At 43.3% G+C, this 23,949-nt stretch carries 23 protein-coding genes; 12 read left to right on the top strand and 11 right to left on the bottom strand.

All coding sequences use genetic code 11. The annotated features are described in order from the left end of the window. Nucleotides 1-24 precede the first annotated feature (24 nt). The 7 genes from glnK (at nt 25) to FTT85_RS08245 (ending at nt 6,208) form a co-directional block, all read left to right on the top strand. A complete protein-coding gene (gene glnK, locus FTT85_RS08275) occupies nt 25-363 on the top strand; it encodes a P-II family nitrogen regulator (protein WP_067763174.1) in 339 nt (112 codons plus the stop codon). Between the two features lie 61 nt (nt 364-424). Next, nucleotides 425-1,831, top strand: a complete 1,407-nt coding sequence (locus FTT85_RS08270) for an ammonium transporter (protein WP_180008071.1) — start codon at nt 425-427, stop codon at nt 1,829-1,831. 138 nt (nt 1,832-1,969) lie between these two features. Beyond that, nucleotides 1,970-2,428: a transcriptional regulator NrdR gene (nrdR, locus tag FTT85_RS08265; RefSeq protein ID WP_067763170.1), complete on the top strand. Its 459-nt coding sequence runs from the start codon at nt 1,970-1,972 to the stop codon at nt 2,426-2,428. Nucleotides 2,429-2,464: 36 nt separating this feature from the next. Beyond that, nucleotides 2,465-3,568: a bifunctional diaminohydroxyphosphoribosylaminopyrimidine deaminase/5-amino-6-(5-phosphoribosylamino)uracil reductase RibD gene (gene ribD / locus FTT85_RS08260; protein ID WP_180183295.1), complete on the top strand. Its 1,104-nt coding sequence runs from the start codon at nt 2,465-2,467 to the stop codon at nt 3,566-3,568. Further along, a complete protein-coding gene (locus tag FTT85_RS08255; protein WP_078189462.1) occupies nt 3,565-4,857 on the top strand; it encodes a DNA adenine methylase in 1,293 nt (430 codons plus the stop codon). Before ribD ends, FTT85_RS08255 begins: the two co-directional genes overlap by 4 nt. A 33-nt stretch (nt 4,858-4,890) precedes the next feature. Then, on the top strand, nt 4,891-5,550 hold the full coding sequence (locus FTT85_RS08250; protein ID WP_180183294.1) for a riboflavin synthase: 660 nt from the start codon (nt 4,891-4,893) through the stop codon (nt 5,548-5,550). A 112-nt stretch (nt 5,551-5,662) separates the two neighbouring features. Next, on the top strand, nt 5,663-6,208 hold the full coding sequence (locus FTT85_RS08245; protein ID WP_078189460.1) for a VTT domain-containing protein: 546 nt from the start codon (nt 5,663-5,665) through the stop codon (nt 6,206-6,208). A gap of 62 nt (nt 6,209-6,270) precedes the next feature. Here the strand turns inward: FTT85_RS08245 and FTT85_RS08240 are convergent, their stop codons facing one another. From FTT85_RS08240 to FTT85_RS08225, 4 genes are all read right to left on the bottom strand, one after another. After that, nucleotides 6,271-6,489 (bottom strand): hypothetical protein, encoded by a 219-nt coding sequence (locus FTT85_RS08240; RefSeq protein ID WP_180035948.1) that lies wholly within the window; start codon nt 6,487-6,489, stop codon nt 6,271-6,273. 142 nt (nt 6,490-6,631) lie between these two features. Then, entirely contained in the window at nt 6,632-7,261 is a 630-nt protein-coding gene (locus tag FTT85_RS08235; RefSeq protein ID WP_180183293.1) for a hypothetical protein, read from the bottom strand. A 39-nt stretch (nt 7,262-7,300) separates the two neighbouring features. Further along, nucleotides 7,301-7,708, bottom strand: a complete 408-nt coding sequence (locus tag FTT85_RS08230) for a DNA polymerase III subunit chi (RefSeq protein ID WP_180183292.1) — start codon at nt 7,706-7,708, stop codon at nt 7,301-7,303. Then, nucleotides 7,701-9,149 carry a leucyl aminopeptidase gene (locus tag FTT85_RS08225; protein ID WP_180035949.1) on the bottom strand — a complete coding sequence of 483 codons (1,449 nt, stop codon included), beginning with the start codon at nt 9,147-9,149 and terminating at the stop codon, nt 7,701-7,703. The genes FTT85_RS08230 and FTT85_RS08225 overlap by 8 nt, the downstream gene beginning before the upstream one ends. A 159-nt stretch (nt 9,150-9,308) precedes the next feature. On the opposite strand from FTT85_RS08225, the gene lptF reads away from it, so the two are divergent. The 4 genes from lptF to FTT85_RS08205 all read left to right on the top strand — a co-directional run bounded on the left by lptF (nt 9,309) and on the right by FTT85_RS08205 (nt 14,344). After that, the gene (lptF, locus tag FTT85_RS08220) at nt 9,309-10,409 is read left to right on the top strand and encodes an LPS export ABC transporter permease LptF (RefSeq protein ID WP_180022073.1); all 1,101 of its coding nucleotides are present in this window, start codon (nt 9,309-9,311) and stop codon (nt 10,407-10,409) included. A 1-nt stretch (nt 10,410) separates the two neighbouring features. Beyond that, nucleotides 10,411-11,481, top strand: coding sequence for an LPS export ABC transporter permease LptG (lptG, locus tag FTT85_RS08215; RefSeq protein ID WP_078189454.1), 1,071 nt, complete (start codon nt 10,411-10,413; stop codon nt 11,479-11,481). A 122-nt stretch (nt 11,482-11,603) separates the two neighbouring features. Next, nucleotides 11,604-13,151 carry a 2,3-bisphosphoglycerate-independent phosphoglycerate mutase gene (gene gpmI, locus FTT85_RS08210; protein ID WP_180183291.1) on the top strand — a complete coding sequence of 516 codons (1,548 nt, stop codon included), beginning with the start codon at nt 11,604-11,606 and terminating at the stop codon, nt 13,149-13,151. A gap of 17 nt (nt 13,152-13,168) precedes the next feature. Continuing rightward, on the top strand, nt 13,169-14,344 hold the full coding sequence (locus FTT85_RS08205; protein WP_078192589.1) for a S41 family peptidase: 1,176 nt from the start codon (nt 13,169-13,171) through the stop codon (nt 14,342-14,344). A gap of 22 nt (nt 14,345-14,366) precedes the next feature. Here FTT85_RS08205 and FTT85_RS08200 read toward each other — a convergent pair whose 3' ends face one another. The 3 genes from FTT85_RS08200 to FTT85_RS08190 are packed head-to-tail and all read right to left on the bottom strand — an operon-like array spanning nt 14,367 to nt 18,036. Next, complete coding sequence (locus FTT85_RS08200) at nt 14,367-15,794, bottom strand: sigma-54 dependent transcriptional regulator (protein WP_180183290.1); 1,428 nt, start codon at nt 15,792-15,794, stop codon at nt 14,367-14,369. A gap of 19 nt (nt 15,795-15,813) precedes the next feature. Next, on the bottom strand, nt 15,814-17,379 hold the full coding sequence (locus FTT85_RS08195) for a PAS domain-containing sensor histidine kinase (protein ID WP_180183289.1): 1,566 nt from the start codon (nt 17,377-17,379) through the stop codon (nt 15,814-15,816). 21 nt (nt 17,380-17,400) lie between these two features. Continuing rightward, nucleotides 17,401-18,036, bottom strand: a complete 636-nt coding sequence (locus FTT85_RS08190; protein ID WP_078189449.1) for a response regulator — start codon at nt 18,034-18,036, stop codon at nt 17,401-17,403. A 212-nt stretch (nt 18,037-18,248) separates the two neighbouring features. On the opposite strand from FTT85_RS08190, the gene FTT85_RS08185 reads away from it, so the two are divergent. Beyond that, nucleotides 18,249-19,298 carry a serine hydrolase gene (locus FTT85_RS08185; RefSeq protein ID WP_180114203.1) on the top strand — a complete coding sequence of 350 codons (1,050 nt, stop codon included), beginning with the start codon at nt 18,249-18,251 and terminating at the stop codon, nt 19,296-19,298. A gap of 126 nt (nt 19,299-19,424) precedes the next feature. Here FTT85_RS08185 and thrC read toward each other — a convergent pair whose 3' ends face one another. The 4 genes from thrC to xerD form a co-directional block, all read right to left on the bottom strand. After that, nucleotides 19,425-20,564 (bottom strand): threonine synthase, encoded by a 1,140-nt coding sequence (gene thrC, locus FTT85_RS08180; protein WP_078192584.1) that lies wholly within the window; start codon nt 20,562-20,564, stop codon nt 19,425-19,427. A 62-nt stretch (nt 20,565-20,626) separates the two neighbouring features. After that, a complete protein-coding gene (locus FTT85_RS08175) occupies nt 20,627-21,931 on the bottom strand; it encodes a homoserine dehydrogenase (RefSeq protein WP_078192857.1) in 1,305 nt (434 codons plus the stop codon). A gap of 130 nt (nt 21,932-22,061) precedes the next feature. Next, nucleotides 22,062-22,874, bottom strand: a complete 813-nt coding sequence (locus FTT85_RS08170) for a DsbC family protein (protein ID WP_180183288.1) — start codon at nt 22,872-22,874, stop codon at nt 22,062-22,064. A gap of 96 nt (nt 22,875-22,970) precedes the next feature. After that, on the bottom strand, nt 22,971-23,888 hold the full coding sequence (gene xerD / locus FTT85_RS08165; RefSeq protein ID WP_180010677.1) for a site-specific tyrosine recombinase XerD: 918 nt from the start codon (nt 23,886-23,888) through the stop codon (nt 22,971-22,973). Between the last annotated feature and the right edge of the window lie 61 nt (nt 23,889-23,949).

Genomic DNA, 23,949 nt, shown 5'->3' with positions numbered 1-23,949 from the left:
AAATAAGCCGAAGGAAAACAAAACATGAAGCTCGTAACTGCAATTGTAAAACCTTTTAAATTAGATGACGTGCGTGAAGCACTCTCTGAAAATGGTGTTCAAGGGATCACTGTCACTGAAGTTAAAGGCTTCGGTCGCCAGAAAGGTCACACTGAACTTTATCGTGGTGCTGAATATGTGGTTGATTTCTTACCAAAAGTAAAAATCGAAATCGCAATCAGTGATGAAATGGTCGATACCGTAATTGAATCAATTACTCGTGTTGCAAGCACAGGAAAAATTGGCGACGGTAAAATTTTTGTAAGCAATCTGGAACAAGTCATCCGTATACGTACTGGTGAAACAGGTGCAGATGCCGTTTAAAAAATTGGCATGAAGTTTGCTGAGTAGCTAATAACTCAGAAAATCAGGTCGGGGGATACGAATGAAAAAGATGCTAATTGCACTCGGCTTGTCCAGTGCACTTTTAGGTGGTTCTGTTGCGTGGGCTGAAGAAAGCGCAACAGCACCTACAGAAGAAGTCACAGTAGTTGATACTGCAAATACAACAACGCTAAATACAACAGAAGCTGCAGTTCCAGTTGAAGCAGCGCCAGCACCTGCAGAACCAGCACCTACAGAAGAAGAACCTAAGCTCGATACAGGTGATACAGCATGGATTTTAGTATCCACTGCACTTGTCCTACTTATGACAATTCCCGGTTTAGCATTGTTTTACGGCGGTATGGTCCGTAAGAAAAATGTACTCAGCACCATGGCACACAGTTTTGTTGCTGCGGGTGTCGTGAGTTTAACGTGGGTGATTGTGGGTTATACCTTAGCATTTGGTGAAGGCAATGCCTTTATCGGTAGCTTAGACAAATTTATGTTGTCGGGTATCACTACAGAAGCGTTGACGGGTACGATTCCAGAGATTCTTTTTGTTATTTTCCAAATGACATTTGCCATTATTACCGTTGCCATTATTAGTGGTTCGATTGCAGAACGTATGAAATTCGGTGCTTTTGTTGCGTTCATCGCAATTTGGAGTGTCGTGGTTTATGCGCCAATTACTCACTGGGTATGGGGTGGTGGTTGGTTAGGTAACGACGGTGCGCTTGATTTTGCGGGTGGTACAGTTGTTCACATCAACTCAGGTGTTGCGGGTCTCGTTGCAGCGTACATGCTTGGTAAACGTATGGGGCTTGGCCGTGAATCTATGGCACCACATAATCTAACGCTAACTGTCATCGGTGCAAGCCTTGTATGGGTAGGTTGGTTCGGTTTCAACGGTGGTTCTGCACTAGGTGCAAATGGTTCCGCTGGTTATGCATTGGTGGTAACACAAGTTGCAGCAGCAGCAGCAGCAGTGGCATGGTTAATTACTGAAAAAGTGGTTCGTGGTAAAGCGTCTGTCTTGGGCGGTGCTTCTGGTGCAGTAGCAGGTCTTGTGGTGATTACACCTGCGGCAGGTTTCGTAACCGTTGGCGGCGCTTTAGCGATGGGTCTGATTGGTGGTGTGGTTTGCTTTTGGGGTATTACTGCGCTGAAACGTGCCTTGAAAGCGGATGACTCTTTGGATGCGTTTGGTCTACATGGTGTCGGTGGTATCGTGGGTGCGATCCTTACAGCATTCTTTGCCAGCGAATTCATCATGGGTGACAATGCACCGAGTAACTTAATGCATCAATTATGGGTTCAAGTCGAAGGTGTACTAGCGACTATTGCTTACTCAGCAGTGATGACATTCATTATCTTGAAAGTGATTGATCTGGTGATTGGCATCCGTGTTGAAGCTGATGACGAACGTATGGGTCTAGACTTAAGTCAACATGGCGAACGTGTAGAATAATAAGATCACAGTAAATCAATATATTGTGTAAAACAGCCCGAAAGGGCTGTTTTTTTTCCATATCTAGCGTAAAGCTCTACAAATTTCAAAATTTTTGCTACACTCTAAATCCATTCGGATTTGTTCAATTTAACCGCTATGCATTGTCCATTTTGCAACGCTGAAGACAGTAAAGTGATTGACTCACGTCTTGCTGCTGAAGGCTGTCAGATACGCCGCCGCCGTGAATGTATTAGTTGCGGTGAACGTTTTACAACTTTTGAAAGCTATGAAGTGGTGATGCCGCGTGTCATCAAGTCTGACTCAAAGAGCGAACCTTTTGATGAAGCCAAGCTCCGCCGCTCGCTCATGCATGCCTTGCAAAAGCGTCCAGTAACGCAAGAGCAAATTGAAACGGTACTCAGTGATATTCAATTGCAAATTCGCCGTTTGGGTGAACGTGATGTGAAATCACGCACCATTGGTGAAATTGTCATGCAGTCATTGTTCGCTTTAGATCATGTGGCTTATGTACGTTTTGCTTCTGTGTATCAAGACTTCCAAGATGTAGAAGCTTTTCGTCGTCAAATTGAACAAATGCAGCAGCGTGAGCACTAATGCACATCTGCTTCCATTTTTATCATGAGTGATTACATGTCTGAGTTAGATCAAGTGACTTTGCAGCAGCATCAACAGTGGATGCGGCGTGCAATTGCATTGGCACAGCAGGGGCAATACAGCACTCGTCCCAATCCCAATGTGGGCTGTGTGATTGTCAAAGATGGTCAATTGGTTGGTGAAGGCTTTCATCCCAAAGCGGGTCAGCCGCATGCAGAAGTCTTTGCAATGCGTGATGCAGGTGAGTCCGCACGTGGCGCAACCGCTTATGTGACTTTGGAGCCTTGCGCACACTATGGACGTACGCCACCTTGTGCCAAAGGCTTGGTGGAAGCAGGTGTTGCTCAAGTCGTTGTGGCCTGTCCCGATCCGAATCCATTGGTTGCGGGTAAAGGTGTACAAATCCTACGTGATGCTGGCATTGAAGTGATTACGGGTATTTGTGAAGCAGAAGCGCATCAATTGAACTTGGGCTTTTTAAAAGCCATGGCGACGGGCATGCCTTATGTCCGCCTCAAAGTCGCATCGAGCCTTGATGGACGCACAGCGATGGCCTCGGGTGAGTCTAAATGGATTACCGGTGCAATGGCGCGACAAGATGTACAACATTGGCGTGCGATATCAGGTGCTGTGATTACTGGGATTGAAACAGTATTAGCCGATGATTGCTTACTCAACGTACGTCAGCTCGATGATGCTGTTGATATGCGTAGCGTGGTTCAGCCGAAACGTATCGTGCTAGATCGCCAAGGCCGCTTGCCATTAACTGCAAAAATATTACAGCAACCTGAAACCGTGATGGTCATGGGGCCATATCGTCAGGAACTTGCTGACTTGGGCGTGGTACAATTTGAAATTCAGCCTTTGGCCGATCTGTTAGCAGCATGCGTTCAACAGTTCCAAATTTATGATGTCCTTGTGGAAGCCGGTGCGACACTTTCGACCGCTTTCTTACAAGAACATTTGATCGATGAAATGATCAGTTATGTTGCACCGACCTTGTTGGGTCAGTCAGCACGTGCGATGTTTAATGCGGAATTTGACCGCATGGCAGAGCAGCTTCGATTTAAGCTGAAAGATGTCACTCAATTGGGTGATGACATTCGCTTAAGGTTAATCCCTTCTCAAGAGACGCTATGAATTCAGAGTCTACGGTTTATCACAAACGTCGTCATGCGGCTCGTACCACAGACGAATATCTTTTCCATCAGTTGGTTCCTTATTTGGGAAACAAACGCCGTCTATTACATCTGATTTTAGAAGCACTTGAGCAAACGGGAACCTTAAAACGCGAAGATGGTCGTGCGCCGATATTTGCTGACTTTTTTGCAGGTTCGGGTGTGGTGTCACGGTTGGCACGTCAAAACGGCTATCGTGTTATTGCCAATGACTGGGAACCCTACAGCCATGCCTTGAACAGCGCGATTCTCTCTTGCGTTGAAGCACCTGCTTTTAAAGAGTTGGGTGGCTATCAGAAAGCGATTGATTATCTGAACCGTTTGCCAGAAGTTAAAGGTTGGGTGACCCATAACTTGTGTCCACGTAATGATGAAATCTACGATCCGGCACGTGACCGTTTATTCTTTAAACGCCGTAACGGTATGCGTATAGATGCGATTCGTCAGCAAATTGCAACTTGGCAAGCTCAAGGCGCGATTGATGATGTGGAAATGAGTGCTTTGTTAGCGCCGTTATTGTATTCAGCAAGTTTTGTCAGCAATACCAGCGGTGTATTTAAAAGTTTCCATCATGGTTGGGGCGGTAAAACCCAAGCGGCCTTAGATCGTATCGGCTCATTGTTATGGCTGACTCCAAGTCGTTTTTGTGAAATTGGTGATCCGAAAAAACCCGCCGCTGAAATGTGGTGTGTCGACGCACAGCATTTGGCTAATCAAATGAGTGGCTTTGAAGTGGATGTGGCTTATCTCGATCCACCGTATAACCAGCACGCTTATAGCAGTAACTACCATGTGTTGAATGCCTTAACGTTATGGGATCAGGTGGATTTACCAACGCCAGACACCAAAGGCTTTAAGAGCGGAATCGATCGTGCATGGCGTAAAGAACGTCCAAGTCCATATAATTCTTCGAAGCATGCGAAAGAAGCTTATGAAAAATTATTAGAAACCATCAATGCACGTTACATCCTGACGAGCTATTCAACCGATGGTAATATCAGCGCCACAGATTTGTTACAAGCCAATTTAAAACGTGGCCGAGTAAGCTTATTGACGCAAGATGTACCACGTTACCGTGTAAGTAAGCAGCGTCAGTCTGAACGTGCACGCGTACTAGAGTTTATTGTTATCACGGATACGCATGCCAAATCAGGTCCACCGATCCGTCAGTTGTTGAGTCAATTGCACCATTTTGCAGAATTGGGTGGTGTCGATACCTCTGGCGTGAGCACGCAACTTGATTTGTGGTAAAAATCATCGCCCCATATTTTTCAGGGATTGAACATGTTTACAGGCATTATTGAAAGTCTAGGTAAAGTTGAAAGCATTCAAAACGTGGGTGGCGATGTCCGCTTGCGTATCCAGACAGAGTTAGACATGTCGGATGTGCATTTGGGGGATTCTATTGCCACCAATGGCATTTGCTTAACCGTGATCGATTTTGGCAGCAATTGGTATGCAGCCGATGTTTCACGTGAAAGTTTAAATCGAACCACCTTGGAATGCTGGAAAGCAGGGCAGGCGGTGAATGTGGAAAAAGCCATGTTGCCGACCACGCGTTTTGGTGGACATATTGTCAGTGGTCATGTCGATGCAGTGGGTGAAATCACTCAAGTTCGTTCAGATGCGCGTTCTATTTATTTTGAAGTGACCGCACCGAAAGAAATTGCACGCTATTTAGCGGAAAAAGGCTCTGTGACCGTGGATGGTATTAGCCTGACGATTAACCATTTACGTGGCAATGTGCTGAGCTTAAATTTAATTCCGCATACGGCTGAACGAACCAATATCGGTACGTGGAAGGCTGGGGCTAAAGTGAACTTAGAAGTGGATGTTTTAGCACGTTATATTGAGCGCTTATTGCTTGGTGATAAAGCCGCTGAGACCACAGAGCAATCAAAAATTAGCTTAGATTTTTTAGCTGAAAATGGCTTCTTGAAATAAGTTGATACCGAAGAAAACCAAACAGTCTGATTGAAAAATTAGACTGTTTTTTTATTTTTGGTGATAATGCGTCGCGGAATGACATATATGATGAATAATCAGACAGGTGATAATGATTGATTTCTTACTGAATCTGGAACAGTGGTTACCCATGTTATTGGAAAATTATGGTGTGTGGATTTATGCCATTTTATTTCTGGTGATATTTTCAGAAACGGGTTCAGTATTTATGTTCTTCCTGCCGGGAGACAGCCTGTTGCTTGCCATCGGCGCATTATGTTCAACGACGGAAGTGGTGCATTTACACACCATGGGGCTGATGTTATTTGTCGCATCGGTCTTGGGCTACTGCGTCAATTACTATACGGGCAGCGTGTTAGGCATTAAGTACTTTAATAAGCACACACGTTACTTTAAGCCCGAATATATGGTCAAAACCAATAAATATTTTATGAAGCATGGCGGTAAAACGATTTTAGTCGCACGCTTTGTACCTTTTGTACGTTCTTTTGCGCCTTTTGCCGCTGGGTCTGCGCGCATGAGCCTCGGTACATTTATGTTCTATAACGTGCTAGGTGGTTTCATCTGGATTGGATTATTACTTGGTATTGGTTATTTCCTAGGACATACCGTTTCTGCAGTTGCAGATTTGGTCTAAGCCAAACTTAGACTGAGAAAAAGCCCACTGTTGTGGGCTTTTTTTATGGAGTCGATGACCACTTAGTGTTTTGTAACGGTCACCACATCAAGGGTTTGAAAAATCGAGCTGCGGGGCAGTTGCTGAATGCTAAAACCCCCTTTTTCTGATTCACGGCTGAGATACACCGAAATACTATGAAAGTCTGAATGACTCAGCCAAAGATCTTTGGCACGAATGTCCCATTGTTCTCCAGCAGATAGAGAGGATATTTTCTGGGTAATCTGGTGAATGATGTCCATATTGAATTCCCATCTGGATGCATGATTATATCTTTAGGATGCCTGAAGCATTGTGTTTTGAGGGACAATGCTTCAGCCATATGAACATCATGTTGCAAATACATGTCAGTTTAATGACAGTGACCAGATTTCGATGGACGGCTTAAGATGCTTGGGACGATGTAGATTCTGTCGAAAAATTGGAGTTTTCTAAGATATAGTCAATTTCTTCTTGTGCGGCAGCTTTCAATTTTGCACGGAAATCACTGACGGCTATTTCGATTTGCGTTTCTGCCTCAAGTTCCAAACGCACGCGTACACTTTCAAGTTCTGACAACATTTGTCCTTCGCTAACCGATAAGCTTTGGCTTAATCCCGCTTCAGGGTTTTTATGATAGCGAGCGGCATAGTGTTGTACTTCACGATCAAGATTATGCTGCATCATGGTGAGCGCTTGCGTTTGTGCAGCAAAGCGTAACTCTTCGTCACGTTTCAGTTGTTCTGCATAGGCTTGTTCAGCTTCACGTTTTTCTTCTAAGGCTTTTTCTAAAGCCAATTGTTTACGAATGCGAGCATCTTCAATCAGCTGTGCTTTCAAATCTGCATAGGCAGACTCAATTTTGTCAAAAGACACTTGCTGCTGCTGTTGGTCATTGACCAGCCATTGTTGAATGTCTGTACTGGGATTGAGTACATCGCAAACGCGACCAAGGTCATCAATAAAGGTCTGACGAATAGCTTCAGGTACTTTTAACCAGCGCTGTTTAAAGTCTGGACCGACATTCAATGCCATGGTGCATCTCCTTGCAAATAGGGTAAAACCAATATCACGTTAAAGTTTGTGGGTCTGTGGTTGAACGCCCAAACGTCGATATTGTTTATATTTTTCACGCCCAATAATTTTAGCGAGTTCGTTATTTTCAATAATTTCGATAATGTGACTAAAACTTGCGAACTGTTCAAGTGCTTGATCGTTAAAATTAAACACAATCCAGTCGGCTTGCTCAGGCAATTGGGCAGAAATACAGACCGTTGCCTCGGCTTGATCGATACCATGGGGAATGAAACCTGTGTGATCGAAACTCCACAGGCGTTCATCAAGTTGTTGCTGTAAGTCTAGGTCAGCACAATGTAGCCAAATACGTACAGGCTGACGCAGAATCTTACGGCATAAACGACAAGTGCTTTCGACTTGTCGTTCAGGACTTTTTTCAAATAAATAAAAGCTAACTTTAGCCATTCGATTGAGCACGATTCGCTAAGAATTGCATTAATAATGGTACAGGACGACCTGTTGCGCCTTTATTTGCACCTGAGTTCCATGCAGTCCCAGCAATGTCTAAATGCGCCCAACGGTATTCACGCGTAAAGCGTTGAAGGAAACATGCAGCGGTCACAGAACCTGCTTTTGGACCACCAATGTTGGCAATATCTGCAAATGGAGAATCAAGTTGTTCTTGATAATCTTCAATCACTGGCATGCGCCATACGCGGTCAAAGCTATGTTGACCCGCAGCAGTCAATTCAGCCGCAAGTTCATCATCCGGAGTGAACATACCGGTAAGGACTGAACCTAATGCCACAACACATGCACCAGTGAGGGTTGCAATATCAATCACCAGTGCAGGATTAAAGCGTTTTACATAGGTCAAGGTATCGCACAGAACCAAACGACCTTCGGCATCGGTATTTAAAATTTCAACGGTTTGACCGCTCATGGTTGTCACGATGTCGCCCGGGCGAGTGGCATGACCAGACGGCATGTTTTCTGCAGCAGCAATTGCGCCGACCACATGAATCGGTAATTTCGCTTCACACAGCGCACGGATGGTACCCAAAACTGATGCAGAACCGCACATGTCGAATTTCATTTCGTCCATGCCCGCACCTGGTTTAAGTGAGATACCACCCGTATCAAAAGTCACGCCTTTACCAACAAGCACTACAGGGGCTTCTTCACGATTTGAAAGGTATTCGATGGTAATAATACGGCCTGGACGGTCAGAACCTTTACTCACAGCAAGGAAAGCACCCATACCGAGATCAGCCATTTGCTGTTCATCGAGTACAGTCACTTTGAGTTGATCCGGAAATTCAGCTGCAAGCGCTTGAGCTTGTTCGGCTAAATATTCAGGGAAGCAGATATTGCCCGGACGGTTACCTAGGTCACGGGTAAAACTTTGACCTGATTGAACTGCAGAAATTAAGTCAAGCTGTGCAGTGGTTAATGGACTTTCAGCAGCGATTAAATGGATCTGCTCCAAAACAAATTCATTTTTCTTTGATTTGTATTCATCAAATGCATAAGCCGCTTGCGTCAGGCTAAGTGCGAATAAATAATGTTGTTCTTGTGGTAGGGCAGAGATATCGACACTGATCTGTTTGAATTTTTTTTGTGACGCTTTAATAATGGTTTGTGCAATTTTTGCAAATTTATTGACCTGTAATTCAGCAACTTTGCCAAGGCCTAAAAGAGCGCTATTGCGACAAGCGGCAATGTTCGCCACCAAAGGCAGGCTTTCATTGAGTGCTGCTTTAAATTGAGTTGCTTCAATTAGATTATCTAAATCATTGATTTGATATGAAGTAGCTGCATTTGTAACGTGCTCAGAATCTACTAATATCAACAAATATTGGCTGGACGCATTCGCTTGGAATGACGTATTAATAGAAAGTTTCATGTGCGGTATTTATGCCTTTTTAAATTTATAAACCATTAAACCATTGAAACATTTATATGAATAGAGTTTCAATGAGCAACAAGGGTATAGGTTTTATATTTTCTACATTCGGGTAAACTAACGCTAGTTTTTATTGGCCCTATTTTTGGAAGAATTAATTTGATTATTCGGCGTTATCTGGTCAAGCAAGTGGTGTCGACATCACTGGTTGTGATTGCCTTATTGACCTTGATCATGATGGGTGGTCGTTTGATCAAGTACTTTGGTGTGGCGGCGCAGGGTCGTTTAGATGCAAGTATTTTATTTAGCATCATTGGCTACCGTTTGCCTGAGTTTTTAACTTTAATTCTTCCGCTCGGTTTCTTTATTGGTCTGATGTTGGTCTTTGGTCGTCTGTATGTCGATCATGAAATGGCTGTGCTCAATGGTAGTGGTGTCAGTCGCAATCAATTGTCACGTTTATTGGTGCCGATGACCGTGGTTTTTATGGCTGTTCAAGCATTTTTGATGCTGTGGGCGTCGCCTTGGGGCATCCGTCAGTTTGAAGCATTAACGACTTCACAAGCTGTACGAACAGGCTTTGACTTGGTTCGACCGAAAGAGTTTATTTCCTCTGGGCCCTATACTATTTATGCAGGCGACTTGTCAGAAGACCGTAAAAACTTAAAAGATATTTTCTTCTATCAACGTGCAGAAAAAGAGGGCAAGCCTGATGTCATTATTTTGGCAAAAGAAGCGACCCGCGTCGAAGTGCCCGATGACAATGCCAATGTGGTTGACCTAGTTGAAGGTCGCCGTTACGAAATTTATCCGGGGCAACCGCGTTATTCTCAAGCAGAATTCCAAAGTTATCGTTTACGTTTAGAAAATGATAAAGAAGCAAAATTTGAAAGTACTGAAGTAGAAGCTTTACCAACCTCGAAGTTATGGGATAACCGTCATGATCCTGTGGTTGCCAGTGAACTTGGTTGGCGAATCTTTGTGCCGTTCGCTATTTTGGTGGCGTTATTGCTTGCCACCGCTTTGTCTGAGGTCAGTCCTCGTCAAGGGCGTTACCTAAAACTGTTCCCCGCCTTACTTATTTTTGCCAGTTTAATCGTGGCTTTAATGGCGATCAAAACGCGGATCAGTAAAGATGAAATGGGTATCTGGGCTTATCCACTGGTCTTAGTGATTTACGGCATTGCAGCAGCATTGTTCTCGCGTAAACAAAAATTAGCGCCCAAAATTAAGAAACAAATTCAGCGAGTGAGGTCTTAAAATGTTGGCACGTCGTATAGTTGCAAAACATGTGACCAAAACTACTGCTTTAGCCATGCTTGGTGCGACCGCGGTATTGGCTGGCTTACAAGTGCTTTTTACTTATTTAGGTGAATTGGGCTCGCTGAAAGAAGGTTATAACGCATGGAATGCTTTGCAGTATGTGTTATGGAGTTCACCGAATTATTTATATGAAATTTTACCGATTTCAGCCTTGATTGGCGCGGTACTGGGTTTAGGTACTCTAGCTTCAAATAGTGAATTAATTGTGATGCGTTCGGTCGGCATCAGCCTTTGGCGGATTGTGGGCTGGGTGATTCGTTCGGCACTCATTTTGGTGGTTTTATCCTTTGCATTAAGCGAATGGGTCATTCCCTATACCAATGAACAAGCCAAAAGCGTCAAAAGTCACCGCACTGCGGCTGAACTGGGCGAAGTCAAAGGCTATTGGTCACGTGAAGGCCAGCGCTTTATTTATATTGACTATGCCAATTCACAAGGTCAAATTAAAGATGTTCAGGTTGTTGATTTTGATGAAAAATATCGTTTGCGAGGCACTTTAGATGCGGAGCAAGGGAATTTTGTCAAAAATGGGGCTTGGACACTGCAAAATTCAACCCAAGTCGACCTATTAGCGACGGGTGATGCTGTGGCTAAGCAAAATGCTGAACAGCCGCTTTCATTGGCCTTGCAACCTAAATATGTGCATATGGTTACCATTGACCCTGAAGACCTATCACCGAGTCAATTGGTGAGCTTTATGAGCTATATGCATGAATATAGTCAAGTCCCGAAAACTTACCAATTGGCGTTTTGGCAAAAGTTTGGTTCGCCCTTTGCTTTAATTGCCTTGGTGGTGATTGCTTGTTCATTTATTTTTGGACCTTTACGTCAACAGTCGATGGGTTTCCGCTTGGTGATTGCCTTATTTGCTGGACTGGGTTTTTACTACTTACAAGATTTCTTGGGTTATGCAAGTTTGGTGTACGCGCCATCGCCTGCATGGTTCGTCTTTATACCAATTATTTTGATGTTTGTAGCGGGTGGCTACTTGCTGCATCGCGCACGTTAAGTGCATGCAAGATTGAGTAAAACAATGTTGATGACCTAGATAAACCATGGTTGTCACATAGAGTCTTCACCGAAAATTCGGTAAGATAGTATGATTAATTTATAAACGAAAGAGTGTTCATTATGACGGATGCAACTGCTGGCAAAATCCCACACGTATTGGTAATTATGGATGGTGTGGGTCATCGCGAAGCGGTCGAGGACAATGCCTTTTTAGCAGCAAAACGACCAAACTTGACTGCAATGCAGGAAAAGCATCCGCATGGATTGATTTCAGGCTCTGGCGAAGACGTTGGTTTACCTGATGGTCAAATGGGTAACTCTGAAGTGGGCCACATGAACCTTGGTGCAGGACGTGTGCTGTATCAAGACTTTACTCGTATTACCAAAGATATTCGTACCGGTGCGTTCTTTGAACATGACGTTTTAGTCGATGCGGTTGAAAAAGCCAAAGCTGCAAATCGTGCTGTACATATCATGGGCTTGTTGTCTGAAGGTGGTGTGCATTCACATGAAGATCACATTGTGGCGATGGCTGAATTGGCATTAAAACGCGATGCAAAAGTGTATCTTCATGCATTCCTTGATGGTCGTGATACGCCACCAAAAAGCGCACAACCTTCGCTTGAAAAATTAGATGCGCTGTTTGCTCAGTATCCGGGTCAAGGTCGTATTGCCACCATGATTGGTCGCTACTTTGCAATGGACCGTGACAACCGTTGGGATCGTGTTGAGCAAGCCTATCGTCTTTTAACTGAAGGTGAAGCAGTGCGTACAGCAGCGACTGCTGTTGAAGGTTTAGAGCTGGCTTATGCTGCTGAAGAATCAGATGAATTTGTAAAAGCGACGCGTATTGGTGATTTAGCACCGATCCAAGATGGTGATAGCGTTGTCTTCATGAACTTCCGTGCTGACCGTGCGCGTGAAATTACCAAAGCTTTTGTGGAAAAAGATTTTGCAGGTTTTGAACGTAAAGTGGTTCCTGCTTTATCAAAATTTGTCATGTTGACACGTTACCAAGCAACAATTGATGCACCTGTGGCTTATATGCCAGAAGTGTTGCATAACTCGATTGGTGAATACCTGTCTAATTTGGGTAAAACACAACTTCGTATTGCTGAAACTGAAAAATATGCACACGTGACCTTCTTCTTCAGTGGTGGTCGTGAAGATGAATATCCGGGTGAAAAACGTATTTTGATTCCATCACCAAACGTTGCGACTTATGATTTAAAACCAGAAATGAGTGCTTATGAAGTCACTGATGAATTGGTTGCCGCAATTAATTCAGGTGAGTACGATTTACTGGTTGTGAACTATGCCAATGGTGATATGGTTGGTCATACTGGTGTGTTTGATGCAGCAGTCAAAGCAGTTGAGGCCGTAGACACGTGCTTAGGTCGTGTATATGAAGCTGTGATGGCAAATAAAGGTCACATGTTAGTGACCGCCGATCATGGTAACGTAGAGCAAATGCAGGATTACCAAAGTGGTCAGGTGCATACTCAACATACCACTGAACTTGTGCCGTTTATCTATGTTGGCCCGACCAATGCAACAATAGCAGAAGGTGGTGTTTTGGCTGACGTAGCGCCGACACTTTTAACTCTTATGCAGATTCCTGTACCAACAGAAATGCAAGGTCGTAACTTGATTACTCTTGAAGCTTAAAATGTAAGGAAGCATGAATGACTAAAGCACACTGGACGTCAGTTGTAAGCCTTACAGCCTTGCTGCTGTGTTCTAGTCATTCGACATGGGGAGCCGACAAAGCAAAGTCGGCTTTCGATGAATTTGATGGCAGCTATGAACAAAGTTATGCCGAAGTACCTGTCGAATCGATCCAACAATTTGTTCAAATCTATGGCATTGTCAAAGAAAATTATGTAGTTGAAAAAAATGACGATGCATTATTCCAACAAGCCATCAAAGGCATGGTCAGTGGTTTAGACCGTTATTCACGATATCTTTCACCTGAAGACTATAAGCAGCTTTTGCAATACACCGAAGGGGATATTGCGAGTGTCGATTTCAATTTGCGTTTTGATGCAGGTCTACAGCAATGGGTCATCACCAATTTAAAGCCTGATGCCGATTCAGCAAAGCTAGGTCTGAAAAATGGCGCGGCGGTGTTTAAAATTGATGATCAAGAACTCAAAAAACTCAATCAAGATCAAGTGCGACACCTACTCACCGGTAGTATAGGTTCAACGCTGAATCTACAGCTGATAACTGCAAGTCAACCGGTTAATTTGGTCAGAAACACTAAAGTTGAAACAGATATAGAATCTAAATTATTAAATAATCAGGTTTTAGTTTTACACGTAAAAGTTTTTCAACAAGATACAGCCAATGAAATTAAGCGTTTAATTGAAAGTCATGGTTCACGTGTCAAAGCTGTATTGTTTGATTTAAGAAATAACCCCGGCGGGTTATTGTCCGCAGCAGTGGAGTCTGCCGATTTATTTTTGAATCAGGGCATTATTGTGTCGACTCGAAGTCGATCTGAAGGTGACCAACAATTTCAGGCTTTACCGAGTTTTGAATTTCAAAATATGAAAGTTGGTATTTTAATCAACAATCGTTCTGCTTCTGCCGCAGAGGTCTTTACCGCAGCATTAAAAGAGCATAAACGTGCATGGGTAGCGGGTGAGAAAAGTTATGGTAAAGGTGTGGTTCAAAAACTATTTCCATTGAGTAATGGTGCAGCCTTACAGATGACCGTATCACAATATCTGACACCGAATGGCAAAATGATTGAAGGAATTGGAGTGCAGCCAGACTATAACTATCCGCTGCAACATGATGCACGTGAAGATCACTATGTCGATCATGTTGCAGAGTTATTGCTGAATCAAAAATAAACAGCAATACGCTGGAAAGCTTTTACTCTTCGTCTTCGGTATCTAAACCGAATTTTTTCAAACGATAGCGTAATGAACGGAATGACATACCTAATTTTTTGGCGGCAAGTGTTCTGTTCCAGTGAGTCAAATTCAACGCATTCATGAGCACTTCTTTTTCGATATTTTCTAAAAAGAGTTCTAAACCTTCTTCAGGTAGTTTACGAGGAACCACACTCTGTTCGTTGCTGTTTGCAGCAAGCTGTGCAGAATCATTCGTTGTTGGAGCGGAATTGAACTGAGCACTCGGTTGTCTTAATGGCGCACTTTGCAGATGTTGAAGATCAATTTGCTCATCATCGCAGAGGGTCATGGCACGTTCGATAATATTGCGGAGTTCACGGACATTACCCGGATAGTATTGGCTGAGTAGGAAGTTTTTCGCTCGTTCAGTCAGAGGCTTAGTGGCAATTTCCCATTCATGGCTAATTTTTTGAATAAAATGTTGTGCCAATAAGAGGATGTCGTCGCCACGTTCACGTAAGGCAGGCAACACTAAATCCATCACATGGATACGGAAAAATAAATCTTGGCGGAATCGACCTTGTTGGACGAGAGCTTCTAAGTCCTGATGACTGGCACTGATCACACGGAAATCAACATCAATTTCACAGTCTGAACCTACGGGGCGAATACGTTTTTCCTGTACCGCACGTAGCAGTTTAACTTGCATGGCTAAAGGTAATTCGGCAATTTCATCCAGAAATAAGCTACCACCATGTGCAGATTGAATCAGACCTTGCTTGTCTTGGGTGGCACCACTAAAGCTGCCTTTTTTATGGCCAAAAAGTTCACTTTCCATTAACTCTGTGGGAATTGCCCCGCAGTTAATGGCAATAAAAGGCCCTTCATTACGGTTGCTTAAACGGTGAACCAAATTGGCCACGACCTCTTTACCCGTACCAGATTCACCCGTAATAAAAACAGGTGCTTGTGAACGTGCAATTTTCTTTAGAGTTCGACGCAATTGCTGGATTGGGAGTGATTCACCAATCAACATTTTATGTTCTAAAGCATCTTGCGAAGTAATGTCTTCGGCCAATGGCTTATTCAGGGCTTTTTGTAGCAGTTGTTCAAGATGTTTGGGATTGATCGGTTTGCTGACAAAATCGAATGCTCCCGCCTTTAATGCGGCAATGGCAATGTCCATGTTGCCATAGGCTGTTAGCACAGCAACGGGCAGGGTCGGACAGTGCTCATTCATCCAATCTAAGAGCTGTAGACCATTACCATCGGGTAAGTTGAGATCGGTTAGGCAGGCATCGTAGCTATAGGTAGACAAGGCTTTTTTAGCTTCGTCGAGGCGATGTGCGACATGTGTTTTAACCCCCATCCTTGATAAAGACATTTGCATCAGCATACATAAGTCTTCTTCGTCATCAACTAATAATACCAGTGGTTGTGAATCCACAGTTTTCCCCTAAAAACAATTAAATAACAGCTTGTAAGCACTCAATCCTAAAGCAAGCTCCCTGTTTTTGTTCTACATAGGAAAGCTGTGCTTGATTCGCTTCACAGAAGCTATGAGCAAGATATAATCCTAAACCAGTTCCAGTAATTTCGGTACTAAAAAATGGTTGAAATAACTGTGCGCGGTTTTGTAAAGCAACCCCATGACCGAAATCTCGGACATCGATCTGGACTTTTTTCTGATCCGTACGCGCCACCACTTCGATATACGACATGTCCGGATTGTTATGGCGAATCGCATTACGAATTAGGTTGATTAAAATTTGTCTGAACTGTGCCTCATCAAAATCGATAAAGGTTTTGGCTTGTACATTGAGCCGAATGTTCTGTTGAATGTCTGCTAGATCTTCTTGTAGGAACAGCGGTAAAAATTGCTCTAGATTCAGACGAGTCGGATGGGTTTCCTTATTGCGCACCATATTTAGGGTGTCTTGAATAATTCGGTCAATCCGCACCGCTTGACGTGAAATCATATGATTCAACATGTGCTGTTGTTCGGTATCACTTTGCGGATATAAATCATTGGCATGCACAATTGCGGCTAAAGGATTGCGAATTTCGTGGGCAATACTGGCGGAGAGTTGACCTAAAGCGGCTAATTTTAATTGTTGCACTTGCTGATTGAGTTTTTGTGCATCTTGTAAAATCAGCAAGGTCAACATTTGATGCGGCACAACGAGTTTTTGTACGAGTACCTGAATGTGGTATTGGCTTTGTTGCGATTCAAATTGAAATTTTTCCCCGCTTTTTAAATCTTCAAATTTGAGTAATTCAAATAAGTCGGGCTGCGTGGTATACAGTGGATATTGGTCATGATGATAAGAATTTGGCATGCCGAGTAAATGGCAAGCAGCAGGATTACTCAGCACCACATGACAGTTTTCATCCAACACCAAATAGCCCGTATCAATCTGCTCCAAGATATAGCGGTTAATGTTTTGTAGTCGATGTAGCTCTAAGGATTGCGAAAAATTCAGATTTTCTAGTAACTGGAAACGTTTCACGGCAATTTGCGCACTGCCATACACCACACAAAATAAAAAAGCCAAAATCGCACTGTTGGTTAAATTTTTGAGTGAGGTAAATTCAAGAATTGAACCTAAAAACAGTTGATACACCACGCAAATCACAGCGATGAGGGTGATAACCAAAGCTTTTTGGGCATCTAATAACAGGGATGCTGCAAAAATCGTAATCACAAACAGCAAACTCAAATGTAAATTAGGTCCATCGATGGCTAAGGTCAGTAAGCTCAGTGAAATGACATCTACAATGAATAACAGCAGTAACTGGTTTGGAATACGGACTTTGAAGCGTCCAAGCGACATGAATTGAATGCTGGTAAACAGCAAATAAATCGTTAATACATATAGGTATAAACGTGGGTATTCATAATCTGAACTGAATTGAGTGTAGGTCAGTAAAAAGACCAGTAACAGACAGGCACTGATGATAAAGCGATAAGCACTGTACCAAAGGCCCAAATGATACTGGTTCAATTCACTATGGATTGAACGCTGTGTCATAGTAACAGGATGTACGTGGTGTTAAGGTTTAATTAACCCGTAGCGAATCGCCAAGTGAGTTAGTTTGACATCACTATCAATATTCAGTTTTTCAAAAATACGGTAACGGTAGGTATTCACCGTTTTAACGCTAACGAATAATTTATCAGAAATTTCTTGTGCACTAATACAATTGACCACCATCATGGCAACTTGCATTTCACGCTCAGACAGGGCATCGAAAGGCGATTGTTGGGTATCAGACAAATATGAGCTAGCCAGTTGTTCCGCAATGTCTGCACTGAAATATTTGCCGCCTTGCATCACTTTATTAATCGCACGGACCATTTCAGTAACTGGTGCACCTTTGGTGATATAGCCTTTGGCACCTGCTTTTAATAATAAAGACGGGTAGGGTTCTTCAGCAAGACCACTGACAGCAAGGACTTTTGTATCTGGCGCTGTTTGAAGTAGGCGACGTGTGGTTTCTACACCTCCGATCCCTGGCATATTGACATCTAATAGAACAACATTTGGATGGTGTTGGCGAACAAGTGTAATCGCATCTTCACCCGATTCGGCTTGTCCAATGACTTGGACATCTGCATGGTCTTCGAGCATACGGCAAATACCAGTACGGACTAATTCATGGTCATCTACCACCAAAACTGTGATCACCTACACTCTCCCTCAAATCAAAAACTGTTTTTTTTGTTACATAAAGCAAAATAAGCTTGCAATGAAACGACAAAATTAGCAATCCTATTCTTATATGAAATGAAAAACTTCATACACAATGTGTGAGCAAAAAATGTTCGTAGTTGTGACCAATGTACGGCATATTGCTGGTCTTGCGCAAATGTTTAGTATCCTGAGTTGAGTGAGCAATGGTGAAAAAATTAAATAAATCCTTCATGCACGTTTTGGGCATGTCAATTTTATTCAGTATGAGCAGTTTCAGTTCTGCTGAAATTGTGATGAATAGTGCTGCAAATCAGCAGTCAAATATTAGCTGGTCATCTGAAGATGCAAACCAGTTACTCAACGGTGACGTGTCTTATAGCGCTGAAGAGCCATCTCCTCAAGGGTCAACTAAAGTGACTACTTCTGTACGTAGCACAGGCGGTGTGGTACAGGCGGCACCATCAAAGACGGTCCGTATCATTGATACCAATCAATACGCAGGTCAGCCTTCTGTAAATGCGCGTGCAGCACTGGTTATGGATGGTCAAACTGGTGAAGTGCTATATAGCAAAAATAGCAATACCGCTTTACCGATTGCATCAATTACCAAACTCATGACAGCAGTAGTGATTTCAGATGCCCGATTAAACATGTCTGAAAAGATTACCTTACAACAGTCTGATTTCTCATGTTCAGGCTGTAAAAGCTCAAGTTCAACGCTGCGTGCTGGCGACAGTATGAACCGCGCAGAAGCTTTGCTATTTGCTTTGATGAAATCTGAAAACCCAGCGGCTTCGGCATTAGCACGTACTTATCCAGGTGGTCGTTCTGCATTTATTTCAGCGATGAATGCGAAAGCACGCTCATTAGGGATGAATTCGACACATTATATGGAATCGACAGGTTTGCACCCTGGTAATGTCGCTTCGGCACGTGACTTGGGGATTTTGGTGAATACCGCTTCGCAGTATGGTTTGATTCGTCAATTTTCAACCACACCAAGTTATGACTTTAATTTGGGTTACCGCGTATTGAAATCAAACAATACCAATGCGTTAGTGCGTAATGGTGGTTGGAATATTAATATTTCAAAAACAGGATTTATTAATGAAGCAGGGCGCTGTGTTGTGATGCATACCACACTGAATAACCGTCCAGCGGTGGTGGTGTTATTGGGTGCGGATTCTTCAGTGGCACGAACCAATGATGCGACTCGTTTAATGAACTGGGCGAGCCAGTTACCAAAACGTATTTAACAAGATTTCAGATTTTTCATTCTTTCAGTATTTAGATTTACTCAACGTTTAAATGCTGAAGTGAATGCAAGATATAAAAAAAGCCCTGCAAGAGCAGGGCTTTTTTTTATTCAGTCAGCATATAAATTACATATTTGACAGAATTGAATCACGAACTTGATCCATAGTTGCATCAATCGACAACATTACGGCATCTTGGCATTGCTTGATGGCAGTGTCAGGATCTTTTAAACCGTTACCTGTTACAGTACATACGATCACAGAACCTTCAGCAATTTTACCTGCTTTGATGTCACGAATCGCGCCACCGATAGAAGCTGCAGAAGCAGGTTCTACGAATACACCTTCGTACATAGATAGTAGACGCTGTGCTTCTAAGATTTCAGCATCTTGCAGTTCGTCAAACCAACCTTCTGAGTCGCGGACTACGGCTTTAGCATGGTTCCAGCTTTGTGGATTACCAATACGGATCGCAGTTGCTACAGTTTCAGGGTTTTCTACAGGTGCGCCGCGTAGGAATGGTGCCGCGCCAGCAGCTTGGTAACCCACCATTGTTGGTAGACCCGCAGGTTTTGGACCTGTGAATTGATCAGTTTCAGGATCATAAACCACTTGTACAAATTCTTCTTTAGGCTGATTCGCCACAGCTTCGGTATAACCCATCCAGTGTGCTGTGATGTTACCCGCATTACCTACAGGTAGGCAGTGGTAGTCTGGTGCACGACCTAATTCGTCAACGATTTCGTAAGCAATGGTTTTTTGACCTTGCAGACGGTATGGGTTGATTGAGTTTACAATCGTAACTGGTGCTTGATCCGCAACTTCTTTTACAAGACGCATACCGTCATCGAAGTTACCGTGGATTTGCATTGTTACTGCGCCATACATCATCGCTTGTGCCATTTTACCCATGGCAATTTTGCCTTCTGGGATGAGCACAAAGGCTTTAATGCCTGCACGTGCAGCATAAGCAGCCGCTGCAGCAGATGTATTACCTGTAGATGCACAGATAATTGCTTTAGAGCCTTCTTCCACTGCTTTTGTTACAGCCATGGTCATACCACGGTCTTTAAATGAACCAGTCGGGTTTAAGCCCTCGTACTTCACATAAATTTCAACATTTTTGCCAATAATGCGTGGAATATTCTCAAGCTTAATCAGTGGCGTATTACCTTCGCCCAAAGAAATTGCGCGAGTAGTTGCAGATACGGGTAAACGGTCGCGATAGCGGTCAACTAAACCAGTATAACGATTGGCATTAGACATGATGATGTTCCAATTGTGTGTAGAGCTTGGCGAGAGGAACTGAAATATTCCCCTCGACCCGATTAATTATCAAGCGATTCTAAACGAATTCGTACAATTTCGCCATGAATGACAGGTAATGCTTGAATTTGTTGAAGTGCTTCATCCATTTTAGATTCTTTGACTGGATCAGTCAGAATCACGATAGGAATAAGGTCTTTTAAGCGCGGCTGTTGCATGATCGCATCGATGCTAATTCCTGCACGGCTTAAAATCGTAGTGACATCAGCAAGAACGCCAGTTTGATCTTCGGCATTAATACGGATGTAGTATCCAGTGGTCATTTCTTCACGTGGAAGAATTGGTAAATCAGTTAGGGCTTCAAACGCAAGCTGTGGAATTGTGCCAGCGCCATCTTCGGTATAGGAGATGTCACGGACAATATCGACAACATCAGCAACCACCGCTGATGCGGTCGGGCCTGCACCTGCGCCTGCACCATAGTAAAGCGTTGGACCAACGGCATTGGCTTGAACCAACACAGCATTTTTAACGCCATTTACATTGGCAATCAGTTGGTCTTCAGGGATCAGCGTTGGATGTACACGAAGCTCAATGCCTGTTGCAGCACGACGTGCAATACCTAAATGTTTAATACGGAAACCAAGGTCTTCAGCATATTTGACATCTTGCGCAGTAACTTTGCTGATGCCTTCAGTGAAGACTTTGTCAAACTGGAGTGGGATACCAAAAGCAATAGAAGCCAGCAATGTTAACTTGTGCGCCGCATCGATGCCTTCGACGTCGAATGTTGGATCTGCTTCGGCATAACCGAGTTCTTGCGCTTCTTTGAGAACGTCTGCAAAGGCACGACCTTTTTCACGCATTTCAGTCAGGATAAAGTTACCAGTACCGTTAATGATACCTGCAAGCCAGTCAATTTTATTGGCTGCCAAACCCTCACGGAGGACTTTAATAATTGGGATACCACCTGCGACAGCTGCTTCATAAGCAATCTGAACGTGATGATCATCGGCCAATTTGAACAATTCATTACCGTGTTCAGCTAAAAGTGCTTTGTTGGCTGTGACTACTTGTTTGCCATGAACGATTGCTTCACGAATCACTTCATAGGCAGGGTGAATGCCGCCCATAACTTCAACCACAACGTCTACATCGGGTTGACGGACGATATCCAATAAATCAGCACTTTGCTTCACTGAAGCAGGCAGTTCTAAATCAGGACGAGGGCGACGCGTACCCACATGGGTAATTTCAATTTCACGACCGGTGCGACGTTTAATCTCAGCAGCATTTTCTTTTAGTAGTTTAAGGGCACCACCACCCACAGTACCAAGACCGAGGATTGCCAGACGAACTGGTTTCACGTCACACTCCATTTATTTCATCATTGCTTTAAGTGAGTTTAGATCATAGCTAAAAAAACGTTCGGACTCTAGGGTAGAAATCACTTTATTCCTACCCATAAAAAACATTCATTTAGCCTATAAAAATTAGTTATTTAAGCGAACTTTCAAGTTCGGAAGCCGACATGTAAGCACCGATGTGTTTGCCTTCTGCGTTATAGATCGCTGGCGTACCATTCACACCAATATTTAGACCCATTTCATACATGTTGCGCACAGGGTTTTGACATGATGCAGGCTCGATTTGCTCACCGGCAATGGCTTTATCAAATGCGGCACGACGGTCTTTGCTACACCAGATAGTTTCCATCATTGGCATGTGTTGTTCACCACGTGGCCAAGCGATATAACGGACTTCAATGCCACGGGCATTAATATCATCCATTTGTTCATGTAATTTATGGCAATAAGGACAGCTGACATCGGTAAACACATAAACTACGTGTTTGGTTTTACCTTTGGCTTTATAAATCAGTAGGTCTTCAGTTTTTAATTGATCAAATAATTTTTTGTTGGCCTCTGCTTGTAGCGTATCGCCTACATTAAAGAGTTGTTTTTCACCTAAACGAACCACGTCGCCTTGGAAAATGTATTTACCATCAGCTGTAGCATAGACCGCAGGCATGCCTTCAAAACTCACCCAAAACAAATTAGGAACTTCAGTCGCTTTCACCCCAGTGACTTTGGCCTTGATATTGGCTTTTTGCAGATTGGATTGCAAAGTATCAATTAAACGCTGCTGAGCATTACGTTCAGATAAATTCGAAGCTTCACCAGTTGCAGGCGTACTTGCCGTTAATGTCGCATCTTTCTTTTCGTCATTATTTGAATTAGAACAAGCCACTAACGCCATACTGGCAACAAGTGTCGATGCGAGAAAAATTTTTGAACGGGTAAATAACATAAACAACCCTTTTCTTTTAGCTTTATCAAACAGGTGAGTAAGCATAGCAAAAAATATCGGGCACGATAGAACTTCTTGGTCTGATATTTCCTGCCGTTAAGCTCTCGGATGATAGTCTGCATGTAATTTTTGCATACGAACCTGCGCGACATGGGTATAAATTTGCGTGGTAGACAAGTCACTGTGGCCGAGCAGCATCTGCACGACACGTAAGTCGGCACCGTGGTTGAGCAAATGCGTGGCAAAGGCGTGGCGTAAGGTATGTGGTGATAATTCGGCTTGAATGCCTGCAATGAGCGCATAGCGTTTAATCGCGTACCAAAAGTTTTGGCGACTCATCATTCCACCAAGTTGAGTGAGAAATAAAGCATCGGTTGCACTTTTGTATAAAACGGGACGTGCTTCAGCTAAATACTTCTCGATCCATTCCACCGCCATTTGTCCTAAAGGGACTAAGCGTTCTTTATTGCCTTTACCGGTAATTCGTAAATAGCCTTGTTTAAGATTGATCAGTTCTAATCTTAAATTTAATAACTCAGAGACACGTAAACCACAGGCATACAGCACTTCGAGCATGGCACGATCACGTAGACCCAATGCGGTGTTGAGGTCTGGGGCATTAATCAGGGCTTCAACATCTGCTTCAGATAAATCCTTTGGTAGGGCACGACCCAATTTGGGTGTTTTATGGATTGCAACAGGATTGTCACTGCGTATTTTTTGTTCACGCAAGAACTTGAAAAATGAACGCAGTGCAGAAAGTGAGCGGGCGATCGAGCGAGGGCTTTTTCCTTGTTTAGTCAGGCTAAGCAAGACATCTGAAATGTCGTCACTGCTCCAATCAGTCATGACATGCGTATGACACTCACTGCATTGAATTAAATCAGATAAATATGCATTGCGAGTGTGTGGGCTGACGGTTTGAGCAATTAAATCATCACGATATCCGTGTAAAAAACTGAGTGTTTCTGGAATTTGGACTGGGGTCGGGATTCGTGGTTTTTTATTTAACATGTGCCGCTCATTTTTGAAATTAAACCAAGAAATCACAATGGTTTAATGCAATGTAATTTAA

The sequence above is a fragment of the Acinetobacter sp. YH01020 genome, from assembly GCF_013420275.1.
Lineage (GTDB): Bacteria > Pseudomonadota > Gammaproteobacteria > Pseudomonadales > Moraxellaceae > Acinetobacter > Acinetobacter amyesii.
This window is presented reverse-complemented; position numbering and strand designations above follow the sequence as displayed.